Origin of the sequence: Candidatus Paracaedibacter acanthamoebae (assembly GCF_000742835.1) — a bacterium.
GTDB classification, from domain to species: domain Bacteria; phylum Pseudomonadota; class Alphaproteobacteria; order Paracaedibacterales; family Paracaedibacteraceae; genus Paracaedibacter; species Paracaedibacter acanthamoebae.
Map to the genome: position 1 here is coordinate 419807 of NZ_CP008941.1, position 13110 is coordinate 432916.

14 protein-coding genes and 1 tRNA gene are annotated in these 13110 nt (G+C 41.9%); 9 read left to right on the top strand and 6 right to left on the bottom strand.

Annotated features, from left to right (window positions below; translation table 11 throughout):
- Nucleotides 1-366 precede the first annotated feature (366 nt).
- From ID47_RS01720 to plsY, 5 genes are all read left to right on the top strand, one after another.
- Nucleotides 367-678 (top strand): integration host factor subunit alpha, encoded by a 312-nt coding sequence (locus tag ID47_RS01720; RefSeq protein ID WP_038463134.1) that lies wholly within the window; start codon nucleotides 367-369, stop codon nucleotides 676-678.
- Nucleotides 679-740: 62 nt separating this feature from the next.
- Nucleotides 741-1517 (top strand): TatD family hydrolase, encoded by a 777-nt coding sequence (locus ID47_RS01725; RefSeq protein WP_038463137.1) that lies wholly within the window; start codon nucleotides 741-743, stop codon nucleotides 1515-1517.
- Nucleotides 1514-2281 carry an MBL fold metallo-hydrolase gene (locus ID47_RS01730; RefSeq protein WP_038463139.1) on the top strand — a complete coding sequence of 256 codons (768 nt, stop codon included), beginning with the start codon at nucleotides 1514-1516 and terminating at the stop codon, nucleotides 2279-2281. Before ID47_RS01725 ends, ID47_RS01730 begins: the two co-directional genes overlap by 4 nt.
- Before the next feature lie 230 nt (nucleotides 2282-2511).
- Entirely contained in the window at nucleotides 2512-3591 is a 1080-nt protein-coding gene (locus ID47_RS01735) for an ATP-dependent 6-phosphofructokinase (RefSeq protein ID WP_084675840.1), read from the top strand.
- Nucleotides 3592-3594: 3 nt separating this feature from the next.
- Nucleotides 3595-4182, top strand: coding sequence for a glycerol-3-phosphate 1-O-acyltransferase PlsY (gene plsY / locus ID47_RS01740; RefSeq protein ID WP_038463144.1), 588 nt, complete (start codon nucleotides 3595-3597; stop codon nucleotides 4180-4182).
- A 2-nt stretch (nucleotides 4183-4184) separates the two neighbouring features.
- On the opposite strand, the gene ID47_RS01745 is transcribed toward plsY, so the two are convergent.
- The 4 genes from ID47_RS01745 to ID47_RS01760 all read right to left on the bottom strand — a co-directional run bounded on the left by ID47_RS01745 (nucleotide 4185) and on the right by ID47_RS01760 (nucleotide 8511).
- Nucleotides 4185-4261: transfer RNA gene (locus ID47_RS01745), tRNA-His, on the bottom strand.
- Nucleotides 4262-4323: 62 nt separating this feature from the next.
- Nucleotides 4324-6504, bottom strand: coding sequence for an adenylate/guanylate cyclase domain-containing protein (locus tag ID47_RS01750; RefSeq protein WP_038463146.1), 2181 nt, complete (start codon nucleotides 6502-6504; stop codon nucleotides 4324-4326).
- 140 nt (nucleotides 6505-6644) lie between these two features.
- On the bottom strand, nucleotides 6645-7925 hold the full coding sequence (gene proS / locus ID47_RS01755) for a proline--tRNA ligase (protein ID WP_038463148.1): 1281 nt from the start codon (nucleotides 7923-7925) through the stop codon (nucleotides 6645-6647).
- A 163-nt stretch (nucleotides 7926-8088) separates the two neighbouring features.
- Nucleotides 8089-8511, bottom strand: coding sequence for a hypothetical protein (locus ID47_RS01760; protein ID WP_038463150.1), 423 nt, complete (start codon nucleotides 8509-8511; stop codon nucleotides 8089-8091).
- Nucleotides 8512-8571: 60 nt separating this feature from the next.
- On the opposite strand from ID47_RS01760, the gene ID47_RS01765 reads away from it, so the two are divergent.
- Nucleotides 8572-9573, top strand: a complete 1002-nt coding sequence (locus tag ID47_RS01765; protein WP_051908414.1) for an AAA family ATPase — start codon at nucleotides 8572-8574, stop codon at nucleotides 9571-9573.
- A gap of 585 nt (nucleotides 9574-10158) precedes the next feature.
- Here the strand turns inward: ID47_RS01765 and ID47_RS01770 are convergent.
- A complete protein-coding gene (locus ID47_RS01770; protein WP_051908416.1) occupies nucleotides 10159-10617 on the bottom strand; it encodes a MarR family winged helix-turn-helix transcriptional regulator in 459 nt (152 codons plus the stop codon).
- A 244-nt stretch (nucleotides 10618-10861) separates the two neighbouring features.
- Here ID47_RS01770 and ID47_RS01775 point away from each other — a divergent pair, with 244 nt between their 5' ends.
- Genes ID47_RS01775 through ID47_RS01785 form a run of 3 tightly spaced genes read left to right on the top strand, consistent with a single transcriptional unit; the run spans nucleotide 10862 to nucleotide 12653 of the window.
- Entirely contained in the window at nucleotides 10862-11326 is a 465-nt protein-coding gene (locus ID47_RS01775) for a YbjN domain-containing protein (protein ID WP_038463154.1), read from the top strand.
- Nucleotides 11323-12093: a pyrroline-5-carboxylate reductase gene (gene proC, locus ID47_RS01780; protein WP_038463157.1), complete on the top strand. Its 771-nt coding sequence runs from the start codon at nucleotides 11323-11325 to the stop codon at nucleotides 12091-12093. The genes ID47_RS01775 and proC overlap by 4 nt, the downstream gene beginning before the upstream one ends.
- The gene (locus ID47_RS01785; protein WP_038463159.1) at nucleotides 12090-12653 is read left to right on the top strand and encodes a hypothetical protein; all 564 of its coding nucleotides are present in this window, start codon (nucleotides 12090-12092) and stop codon (nucleotides 12651-12653) included. Before proC ends, ID47_RS01785 begins: the two co-directional genes overlap by 4 nt.
- A gap of 155 nt (nucleotides 12654-12808) precedes the next feature.
- Here ID47_RS01785 and ID47_RS13820 read toward each other — a convergent pair whose 3' ends face one another.
- Nucleotides 12809-12979, bottom strand: coding sequence for a transposase (locus tag ID47_RS13820; RefSeq protein ID WP_198022319.1), 171 nt, complete (start codon nucleotides 12977-12979; stop codon nucleotides 12809-12811).
- Nucleotides 12980-13110 lie beyond the last annotated feature (131 nt).

A 13110-nucleotide genomic window follows, 5' to 3' on the forward strand; every position in this document is an offset into this window, starting at 1 on the left:
ATTCCGGCTCAAGGCCAGAATGAGGTAATTTTCATAGGCTGGAAAAGAGGTTTTTGTATAAGATGCTAGCAGCCTAAATTTTACTCTTTCTCAACCGTGAGAAAGTACATCTCCTCTCCACAGTTAAAATTTTGTGAAAGAGATTTAGCCAGAAAAGATTATTTATAAATAAATTGTTGAAAAAAATACATTTTTATGTTTTTATAATGGCGGCTACCGATTGGCATTGTCTTTTACCTGGTAAAGTGGATTATTTTGCGTAACAGCAGGTTGAAATATTTGTATCTCAAGGATTATCCATTTTAATCGTTGATTTTTCGACTTTAATGTCGTAAATAAGATGGAAAACGAAGGAGGAAAATAGAAATGGCGAATAACACCATCACCCGTGCAGATTTGGTTAATAGTATTACAGAGAATCTCTCGGTTCCCAAACCTGTTGCGTCTGATGTTCTGGAATCTGTTCTAGATGTCATTTCCAAAACCTTGGCTAAGGGCGATAGCGTCAAAATTTCAAGCTTTGGCACCTTTAATGTTCGCAAGAAAACTGAACGTATAGGTCGTAATCCCCGCACAGGTATTGAAGCCAAAATTACAGCCCGGAGCGTTATTAGTTTTAAGGCGTCTCCTATTTTTAAAGATACAGTGAAGCCAGCTGCCTTAAAAAAAGCTGCATAACCAAAATTTGATGGTAGCAGTTATTTGTGGTATTCTGTCAAAAACTTAAATGATTGCCTGAAATGCTTGTAGATAGCCACTGCCATCTTAACTTCCCAGAATTCAAAGAAGATTTGCCAGCTGTTTTGCATCGCGCAAAGCTTAATGGGATCGCCACAATGCTCACGATTAATACTCGCTTGACTGAAGCACGTGAGATTCAGGCAATTGCAGAGGGTTATTCCAATATATTTTGTACTGTTGGTGTCCATCCACATGATGCTCAGGATTATGCTTCGACTGACTTAAAACACCAGCTTCTTGAGTTGGCTCAGCACCCTAAGGTTGTAGGGCTCGGGGAAACTGGGTTAGATTATTACTATAATAACAGCCCTATGTCCGAACAAATTGAATCTTTTGAAATCCATTTAGATGCCTCAAAAGATCTAGATCTCCCGGTCGTTGTTCATACGCGGAATGCCGACGCGGATACACTAGCCTGTATGGACAGATACAGGGGTACCCAAGGCGTTTTTCATTGCTTTAGCGGTGGGCTCGATATGGCAAAGGCAGGGCTTGCGCGAGGATACTTAATCTCTTTTTCTGGAATTATCACCTTTAAAAAGGCAGAAGAGTTGCGTGAAGTCGTTAAATATGTGCCGTTAGACAAGATTCTTGTTGAAACGGATGCTCCTTTCTTAGCGCCCATCCCGCACCGCGGTAAGCGGAATGAACCTGCTTTTACGCTGCACACAGCTGAGATGGTGGCAGAGTTAAAGGGGATTAGCCTTAAAGAAGTAGCGGTTCAAACCACGGATAATTTTTTTAATTTATTTAAGAGAGCGAGGCGCCCATCATGAAAATAACGATACTGGGTTCTGGATCATCGGGTGGCGTTCCCTTAATTACAGGTGATTGGGGTGATAGCGATCGTACTAATCCAAAGAATCATCGTAAGCGGGCGAGTATTCATATTGAAATCAATGGTGTTAATATTGTTGTTGATACAGGCGCGGATTTTCGTCAGCAAGTATTAGAATATCCAATTAGTAAGCTGGATGCAGTGCTTTATACCCACAGCCATGCGGATCATATTTTTGGTTTGGATGAGTTACGCCATTTTCATCTTAAGCAAAAGCAGCCCGTGCCTATTTATGCAGATTCAAAAACTCTAGAATCGTTGCGTCAGACATTTACTTATGCCTTTAATGCTCCAGAATTTGGGCCGTACCAAGCCTTCATAAAACCTCATGTATTTGCTAATAATACCTTTAAAGTTTGTGGAATTGATATTCTTCCCATTAAATTGGATCATACTGTGATGACGTCTTGGGGGTTTCGGATTGGGGATTTTGCCTATTGTACTGATTTTAAACGTATTGAACCCCTTGAGTTGCAGAAATTAAAAGGCTTAGATGTTTTTATTGTTGATTGTCTGATGTTTGATGATCACCTGACGCATGTGAAATTTGATGAAACCATACAAATTATTGAGGAACTCAAACCCAGGCGTGCAATTTTTACTCACATGAATCAGTGTATGGATTATGAGGTGGCATTGAGTCGGTGCCCAGAGGGTGTGGAGCCCGGTTATGACGGAATGATTATCTCATCTCACACGTAATCGCCACTTATTGCGACCACTTCTTTTTACTTTTTCTGCTCAATGAATAAAATTTTAGATGCCCACAGCGATCTAATCTTAGACATACGGGCGAGATGTATTCAAAAATACATCCTTATCCCTTATGAAACTTGATGCCTCGGGGACAGCAAATATGGTACCTTAAAGTTAACTGAAGATTACCGAACTGACGATAAAATTTTTAGCTTAAAGTGAAGAGGGGGGTGCTCTTGATAAAAAAAATAGGTGTTTTAACGAGTGGCGGTGATTGCGCTGGGTTAAATGCAGCTGTTCGAGCTATTGTGCATCGAGCCACCGGAGAGTACGGCTGGGAGGTATACGGTGTTTGTAATGGGACGACTGGTTTGATTAATCGGCCGTTACAGTATCGACACCTTAGCCGTGGAATGTGCGATACAGCCATGTTAAGGGCTGGTGGAACGATGCTGGGGACAACAAACAAGGCTAACCCCTTTGCTTTTCCTGGCGCTGATGGCACAACAGATCGATCGGATGAATGTATTGCAGGCTATAAAGAATTGGGTCTCGATGCTCTGATTGGGATAGGGGGCGATGGTAGTTTAGATATTCTGCAAAGGTTAGCCCAAAAGGGGAACATTAACTTGGTTGCCATCCCAAAGACCATTGATAATGATTTAGGGCTCACTGAAAATGCCATTGGCTATTCCACCGCCGTAGAAACTGCAATGGACGCTTTGGATCACTTGCAGCCCACAGCCGCGAGCCATCAGCGCGTTATGGTTCTAGAAGTTATGGGGCGGGATGCTGGACATATCGCTATAGCAGCCGGAATTGCTGGGGGCGCTGATGTTATTCTGGTGCCTGAAATTTTTTACAGCATTGACACTATTTGTCAAAAGATTAAATCGCTCTCTAAAACAGAAAGCCGTAACTTTGCTCTTATCATTGTGGCGGAAGCGGTTAAAGATGAAAATGGCGAACCCGTCGTGGTATCGCAGAAATGGGAGCGTATCCGTTATGGTGGAATTGGCCACTATATCGGGGATAAAATCGCCGAGAAATTGGGTGCTGATGTCCGCGTGACTTCTTTAGGGCACATTCAACGGGGTGGCCAACCGAATGCTCTTGATCGGATTATTGCATCCGCCTTTGGTGTTTATGCCGTTGATCTGCTAGCTCAAGGTAAATTTGATCGTATGGTGGCGTGGCAGAATCGTCAAGTTATTGATGTGGCAATTTCTGATGCCGTTAAAGGATACCAAAGTTTGCAGCTCGATGACATTTTGGTGAAAACAGCCCGTGGTTTAGGAATTTGTTTGGGAGATTAAGGGATGGAGGCATATGCTATCCTAGGTTTAGCGTATCTGTTAGGGTCAATTCCCTTTGGGTTGATATTTGTCAAACTTTCAGGACGCGGCGATGTTCGCGATATTGGCTCTGGGAACATTGGGGCTACGAATGTCTTACGCACAGGAAGCAAAACCTTGGCTGTGGCGACATTATTGGCAGATGCTCTCAAAGGGGCACTGCCAGTTATGGTGGCCCGATATGCAGGCCTCGATAGCCTGTATATTGCTTTGACAGGATTGATCGCCATTGTGGGGCATGTCTTTCCTGTGTGGCTAAACTTTCGAGGGGGTAAGGGCGTTGCAACCGCCCTTGGTGTTTATTTTGCCATCAGCCCGCTGTTAGGAGCTTTGATTATTTTAACTTGGTTGGTAATTGCTAAAGTCTTTAAGATTTCATCGTTGGCAGCTCTGGTTGCTTTATTTATGGCGCCCATCTATACAGCAGTAATTCATACCTCGGTTGAAGCATCCATTCTAGCGATTGCTATCTACTTGCTCATATTTTGGACACACATGGATAATATTCGACGGATATTGAAAGGGGAAGAATCTTTAATTCAGAAGAAATAAAATGGGGCGAGAAACCGGGATTGAACCGGCGACCTCGAGAACCACAACCTCGCGCTCTAACCAACTGAGCTATTCCCGCCACATGTCAATATTAATACCGTTTTTGCGCCGGAATAGTCAAGAAAAAAGTCTCAAATTTTTCTATTTTTCTTTCATAACAAAGATGCCGTCCCAGTTATGGGGTGGTGGAGTTTTCTTGTAAGTCTTACAGCGATTAATGTAGAGAGCGGCAGTAAAATCCTTACCATACTCCGTTTCAATTCTAATAAATTGCTCTATCGCTTCATCCCAGCGTTTATCGCGGTATAAGGTAACGGCCCGATCAAACTTTGCACAAAAATTAATCTCTTCATCGGTTGGCAGGAGTAAGGGGTCACTATTTTTAAGGGCCCGGAGTTCATAAATTTTGACTCCTTTTTTCTTGCCTTTAACCGCAACAATATCAAGAGGGCGAACAATGGCATGGTCAGTAATTTGATGCACCACATCTTCGCTAATAATAATTGAGGTATGATAGTGTTTATTCAGGCCTTCTAGACGGGATGCTAAGTTCACGCTGTCTCCAAGGGCAGAATAAATCATGCGCCACGTGGATCCCATGTTGCCGACGATGGCTTCCCCTGTATGCACGCCAATTCTGGTTATTAAGATGGGTTTCTTTTCAAAATTCCATTTGCGGTTAAGATCATTAAGGCGTTTTTGGCAAAGGAGTGCTGCTTTGCAAGCATTCATGGCCTGGTCTCTATCCGGTGCTGGTGCCCCCCAAAACGACATGATTGCATCACCAATAAATTTATCGACTGTTCCATTGGTGTTAGCGATAATTTCTGTTAGTTCTTCAAAATACTCTGACAGGTGGTTGACGAGTTTGTCTGCTGGGTAAGTTTCACTGATGGTAGTGAAATCAGCAATATCAGTAAACATGAATGTTAGTTTTTTATTTTTCCCGCCAATCTTAACTTCGTTCCCATTCTCAAGCAATTTTCGGACTAATTTCTTAGGGACAAATTTACCAAAGGAAACAAGGCTGGCGCGCATTGTATTAATTGATGTTTGAAGCTGTTGGATTTCTTGAATGCCCGATCGGACTTGGTCAGGGTAGGTGAGATCAAATCCTGATATTCGATTGGCTTGTTGCGACAATTGAATAATAGGTTTTGACACGCGATGGGCCAGATAAGTAATAAAGAGGATAGATAGCATCAAAATCACAAAGCTAATGAGTAAGGTATTTTGTTGAGTTTCCTTTATTTGGCCTATTAAGTTGTCAATCGGCATAATAATGACATATAACCAATCTTTGAAGACCACAGGGTCGTAGTCTTTGAAGGATGCAATATAGGTTTGATCTTCATAGCTAAATATGAATTTATTTTTGTTATTGATTTGATATAAACGGAATGCTTCAGCCGGCAATTTATTGCTTAAGTCTTTAACCGTTTTTAACTGAGCATCCGGATTGGTAAGAGAGACTTTTGCTGGACTATTTTCAAAAGGAGACGCTACAATTTCCCCTTTTTTGGTAAGAATCATAGAAACGCCTTCGAAGTGGATGTTTTTGAGGATTTCCGCAAATCCATCCAAGGGGATATCAGAGCCAATAACACCAAAATATTGGCCGTTATAAGTACTTAAAGGAACGGCATTAGCAACCCCCGGTAAGCCGGTTGTTGAAAATATATAAATGTTTGTCCATATTTGGCTGCGCGTTTGTAGGGACCGTTGGTACCATTCTCTGACCTTATGGTTGTAAAGAATTTGCGAGGGGGGAAGTTCTTCTACCTCCAGTATTCGGGAGTCATTATCCATGTAAGACCAGGTTTCCTTTGTCGATAGGCCGTTTCTTTCGATAGCTCTAATGGCAATTTTTGCTTTTTTAGGAAGTAACCGTTGGTTTGATCTATAAGTTGAATTAGGCGGTAAAATTTTGATTTGAAAGAATTTTCCATCCTCTGTTCCCATGAAAATGCTTTCAATAAAGGGATATTGTCTAACCACAGCAACACTGTAATCTAATAAGATTTTATTGCTTGTGGAAATTTCATTCGAACTTTTTAAAATATAAGATCCCATTAAAACGGCTGTTTGGACACCCTCAAAGCGCGTGCGAATTCTGTCGATTTTTGACTCACTTAAGTCATCCATCATTTTTTGAGATAATTCTAAGATGGATTCAGAATTATTGGTATAAGTGTAATAGACAATTGAGCTTGCCGTTAGGACTTGAATAATGAAAAAGCTAGATAGAATATCAAACCGAAGATTTCTTTGAGTGATTAGTCTTTTTAAAGCCCCTAGTATATAGACAAATATAGTACTCATCGTAAAGTCCAACGGTATGATCCCTACTATGAGTATATTCGATGGGGGTTAAGATATTGTAAATGTGTCGATAGTCTGTGTATCTGAATATCTTCAGATTGTTGGTATAGAGAATGGGGGGAAGAATTTCCCCCCTTTATTTAGCAAACTTTATCGGCAATTTGGTCTAATGCGACTTCAATTTTCTCGCCAGTCTTACGGTTTTTCAATTCAACCATACCGGTTTCGACGGTGCGATTGCCGAGAACAATTTGCCAGGGTAGACCTATGAGATCCATATCGGCAAACTTTGTGCCGGCTCGTTCATCACGATCATCATAAAGGACTTCAATACCTTTGTTGCTAAGTTGTGTGTACAACCCCTCGGCTAAGGTGTCTATCTTAATGTCCCCAACCTTTAAGTTAATTAACCCAACCTTGAACGGAGCAACTGCTTCGGGCCATATAATTCCTTTATCATCATGGAAAGCTTCAATAATAGCGCCGACCAAACGGGACACACCAATGCCATAGGATCCCATTTCTAAGGGAATTGTCTGGCCGTCCGGTGTGGTGACCTTTGCACCCAATGGTTCAGAGTATTTTGTGCCAAAATAAAAGATGTGGCCGATCTCAATTCCTCGGGCTGTTTTCAAGTGATCCGCAGGAATGGGGCATTCATCCGCTTTATGCATCTCATCTGCCGCAGCATACAGTTTACTGGCAATATCAAAAGTCATGTCAGCCGCAGAAAGGCTATCAAACTTCCCGTCATAGTATATTGTGCTTTCGCCTGTTGGCGCCACAATTTGGAACTCATGGGAGAGGTCTCCGCCAATCGCCCCTGTGTCAGCCCGAACGGGAATGGCAGTAAGCCCCATGCGGCGGAATGTCCGAAGGTACGATTCATAAATCTTTTTGTACGTGTCTGTCGCTGCTTCATAGGATAAATCAAAAGAATACCCGTCTTTCATTAAAAATTCCCGTCCGCGCATAACACCAAAACGGGGGCGGATTTCATCACGAAATTTCCATTGAATTTGGTAAAGAACGAGTGGCAAAGCCCGATAACTTTTTACGTACTGTGCCACCACATCTGTAATAACCTCCTCATTGGTTGGCCCATACAGCATTTCCCGCTCGTGCCGATCCGTAATGCGAAGCATTTCTTTACCATAAGCTTCATACCGGCCTGATTTTTTCCACAGCTCAGCGGGTTGAATGGTTGGCATTAAGACTTTATGACAGCCGATACGGTCTTGCTCTTCGCAAACGATTTTTTGGATCTTCTCAAGAACGCGCAAACCAAGAGGGAGCCAAGTATAAATACCACTGGTTTCTTGATTAACCATACCAGCCCGTAGCATTAAACGATGGGATGCAATTTGCGCTTCGGAAGGAGTTTCTTTTAGAGTAGGGATAAAATATTGTGATAACCGCATTAGTGACACCATGTTATTAACTGTGATGCCACTTTATACGCTCGGCTTACTTTATTGCAAGACCTAGGTGTTCTGTAAAACACAATTTTGGTATCATAATAACAATTTTAGGGGTCTACACCTACCATTTACGCCGCTAGTGCTGCCGTGGTGATGATAGTTCTTAATTAAGGTCAGGGAATTTCTTTTTACATTCAGACCTTATTTTTTCTTGTTCTTCATCTTCTACTTTTTCGCCGTTAATTTTGATCGTACCGTCTTTGTCAATGTCGACAATACCGGTATAGATCTTACTTTTATCAATCGTAGCGTCCACATATGGATTTCCATCTGTTGGATAGTTTGGCGCGAAACTTTTAAGGGGTAGTTCGAGGGGGATTGTAACTTTCTCGCCTAAATTATAGGTTTTACTACCGGGAAGATTTGGCTGTACAACTGGGTTTCCGCTGCTATCGACGCCAGCTTTATACTCAATAGAATCGTGTGATTTATTAGTAACGATTAATCGCTGACAATCTTGGCGCGATAGAAGTTTATCGGTTTTTTTCGCCTCAGCAACGGATATTAAAAAAATAAGGAACCACATACTTGCCTCATCTGACGTTATAGGTTTATTTTAAGGGAAAGTTCTTAAGGAATCCTTATCATGTCGATTGATCTCTCCGTTCCGCCTCGATTGCAAAAGCAGTTGGTGGGCCACACTCAATCTTTTCAGCAATTGCTTGAGCAGCATGCGGCTGGACGTTTACATCCGGCTTGGTTGCTAGCAGGGCAAAAGGGAATTGGCAAGGCTACCTTGGCTTATCAGTTTGTGCGGTATCTGTTGACGGCTGGTCAGGAAAATGCGGCTTTTTATAATGGGTTGATTGATCAGAAGGCTCATCCTAATCTCTTTATTTTAGAACGGTCAGCAGATGATGACGGTAAGCTTGAGACAGATATCAAGATTGATAAGGTGCGCGCCTTAGCTGATTTCGCGCGACAATCGCCTGCTGTGCCGGGATGGCGTGTCGTGATTATTGATGCGATCGATGAGTTAAATCGCAATGCGGCTAATTCTATCCTCAAAATTCTAGAGGAACCACCCCAGCAGCTCGTATTCTTAATGGTTTGCCATTCATTAGGGACTATTTTGCCGACAATACGATCACGTTGCTGCGTATTGCCATTGCAACCGTTGACAGAAATAGATTTTAAGGATTTAGGCATTGTTCAAGAGTCTGCTTTACTGGCAGAGCTATCCGGCGGAAGTATTGGTGGCTATGTGGCTCTAAAAAGTATCAATGTTGCCGGTTTATTGGGACAAGTGATTGAGATAGCTCAAGATGTGTGTCAGGGAAGAATGCAATCTCTCGTTACCTTTTGTAGTGGTCTAGATAAGAAAGATGCTCGCACTGAGTGTATCCCAGGTTTGTTGACATGGTTGGCCCGTCACTTAGTTTTGTACTCGGCCGGGATTACGACCTCCAACGAGCTATCTGATAAGATTAACCTATTATGCCAAAGCGCGCCCACCGAGCATTGGCTAAAGGCTCAGAAAGCGATTTCAGGGTTTTTAGAGATGTCACGGGGGGCTTATGCAGACCCAATCCATGTAATTCAAGCTCTCTTTCTCTTATTAAAGTCTCCCCACAGTTATCGGTCTTAAAGAACACGGTAAAACCGTTGTCGTTTTTCTGCAGGGTTCAGCGATGCCTTTGTCATTGCTAAAGAGCTTCGTTAGCTATTGTCATAGGGGAACCTGACTAGACCTTATATGGCATTATAAACGTTTCTTTAAGACGAAATAATTGCCTTTTCCTGAACAACTCCCATCCGCACCTCAGAAAATCCCCCGTTCACAGCAAAAAACTGTGAACTGCAAAACGGACTTTAGCGGTATTTCCTGAGAAACAAGGGCGTTTTTTAATGGTTAATAAAGTGTTAATTTTTATCCACTGAACCTGTGGATAACTTTGTGGATATGCTGTTGGGATAGTGGTAGTTATGACGGATGGACTGGGTTAAAAACCAGTTGCTGTTTTTTTGAGCAAACGCGTGAAAGGCGCAGAAAGTAAGGAGTTTTCCTAAAATAGTTGGGAATTTGTAAAGTATTTGATTTATATAGGAGTCAAGAGAAAACTACTGTGAATAAATTTTTATTTTTGAGGAAAAGATGAAACAAAATTACTGTACCGCTCAGGAAAAAGGGGAGCAAAGCTCCCCTTTGATAAAAAACACCGAGCGGTTATAGTTATCTGCGCGCTTCGCTCTTCATAAGACTTGTCCAAAATGTCTCGAGACGGTGCAGTGTTTCATCCAAAAGACCAACATGGTCATCTTGAATACCAACTGTCTTGAGAGAATCTGCATGCATCTTAAAAATAGAGTCGAGCTTACTATGTAACTCAACGCCTTTAGGGGATAAACGCACGTGGCTTGAGCGACGATCATGCGCTGATGGCTCTTGCACCAAATAACCGTTTTGAACCATCTTGCGAAGGTTATAAGAAACATTAGACCCAAGGTAATAACCCCGGTTGGTAAGTTCCCCAACTGTTACTTGGCCTTTGCCTATGTTATAGAGCACAAGACATTGGACGTTGTTAATGTCGCGAATGTCTAATCTGTCGAGTTCAGTACGAACAACATCGAGGAATAATCTATGTAAACGCTCGATCATGACTACTGATTTGAAGTAAGATTCCTTCATGGTCACACCTTGTAAAACTTGATTTCTAATTCCAATTTAGCGAGAATTGGTTAAAATTAATTTAATCATCGTGAAAAAAATTTTTTTAAAGGGTAGTTTTGTTTTAACTACCCTCTGGGCAGAGAGCTTATTAATCACGACGTTTTGAGAATTTTCTCAAAATATTAAGAGCAATATACTGATTTTTTTATATAAAGTAAAGAAAAATAGTCAAACTGTTTCGATTTATTGTTGGGAATAATGGATGAATCTTCTTGTTGATATTGAAAATTTGATTGCTGATTTTGGCTGGGAGTCCGATTGGATTGATGACAGTGAATTGGTGGCAGTCGCCAATGGCAAGTGGTGTGATTATCAAATCCACTTTATTTGGCAAAAGGCGATTGGCGCTTTGTACATTGTTTTTTTTGCAGATCTTCAATTTGAGGAGCCCTATAGTATAGACTTACTTCGGTTTATTATTGCGGCTAACCAGCGCATGTGGATGGGACATTTTGATTTATTAGAAGATGGGGCTATTAATTATAGACATGTGATTCATCTTTATAGTACGGATGAGGAGTGCGCTGAGAAAATCAAAGAAATTAGTTTTGTGATGTTTTCAGAATTTGACTTATTTTACCCTGGCTTCCAAAAACTCCAACACAACATTCCGTTAAGTCAGAGCGATATTGATTTACTGTCTTTAGAAATTCGAGGCAAAGCATGAAAGTCCTTCTTGTTGGATATGGTCGAATGGGGAGTGCTTTAGCCACAGGGTGGTCAAAAGGTGATAGGATAGACGTGACAGTCGTTTCGCCGCATTGTCCAACGTTATCCAATTTCTTTACGGATGTCAGGCTGATCCCTGATACTTATCAGCCCGATGTGATTGTTTTTGCTGTCAAGCCTCAACTCCTGTTGGATGTGGCGCCTCACTATGCAAAATTTATAACGGAACAGACAGTGGTTGTTTCGGTGGCCGCAGGATTTTCTCTAGGAAAGCTAAGCCAATTGATAGGCGGCTGTTTGGTTCGTGCCATGCCTAATTTACCAATAATTATTGGTCAGGGAGTTATTGGCCTATATGCTGATGAGATTTCTGACCAGCAACATGAGAGTGTTGAGACCTTATTTAAAGAAGTCGGAACAATAATATGGGTAGGCTCAGAGCAATTAATTAATGCTATCACAGCTATTAGTGGCAGTGGTCCCGCTTACTTTTATTATTTTACCGAATGCCTGGCCAGGGCAGGGGAGCATTTAGGGCTTTCATCCGATGTGGCCCTGGCGCTAGCCCAACAAACCTTTGTGGGGGCTGCCTCTTTGGTGAATGAAAACAGGGATGAGACTGTGAATGGATTACGACAGCAAGTTACAAGTCCAAAGGGAACCACGGCGGCTGCGTTGGTTGCTTTTGACCAAGAAAATTTAAGCGACTGTGTGGTGACAGCCGTTCAGGCAGCTTTTAAGAGAGCACAGGAATTATCACAATGAACCAAGAACACTATAAAATTGTTATGGAATCCATATGGGGGCTAGCCGAAGGGGGAATATCTTCTTTGATGGTTGATCGTATATCACAACACTCGTCCATATCGGAGGCGAATGTCCTGGAACTTTTTCCTCATCAGCAAAATATTCTTTTAGCCATGATCGAAGATCTTAAATCACAAGTTGAGCTCCCTGCACTTGATAGTCAGCTAACGCCGCGTGATCAAATCTTTGATGCTGTAATGTTATACTTTGATGTCGCGCATCCCCGCCGGTTGGCGATTAAACAGGTGCTAGCAGATATTCTATGGCACCCCTTGCTTTTAAACCACATTGTGCCACGGTTATATTCTTTAGGGGAGTCTATTATTGATAAGTATCAGCCGGGCTCAGGGGTGCTGCAGTTTGGTCAAAAATTAGCCTTTAAGGGGGCAATGGCCCACGCCTTAAGTGTGTTTGCCGATGATGATACTTTTGATTTATCCAAAACGATGGCTGCCCTTGATCAGGGTTTAAAAACAGTTGAGAATTTAAAGGTCAATTGTCAAAATTTATTTCGGTAGCTTAAATTTAATCAGCCTCTGCTTGGCCTTCCAGGCCCAAGCCGTCCATTTTTCCGAGACAGAGTAGGTGATGGATATTTTTTGAAAAGAAAAGATTTTATAAATCAAGATAGCGTCCAGAAAGTTGGTGTAAAAAGCAGTGAGCCCGCTGATCGTTAATTAGCCTCCCCATGCAGGAGGTTGATAGATTCTTGACCGGAATAAGGCCTGGAATCCATCCAGTCTTCATCCCAATGGATAAGAACCGCACCAATCAGCCGAATAGCAACATCATCATTGGGAATGATACCTACACAATCGGTGCGCCGTTTAATCTTTTTATTCAAGCGTTCTAGGGGGTTATTGGAATAAATCTTGGCGGGTAACCGAGATCGTCTACTCGACTATTTACGACAAACCATTGAGAGCATGTTGAATTTTAATAAATTACTACCATATATAGGAAAGCTATACTCTA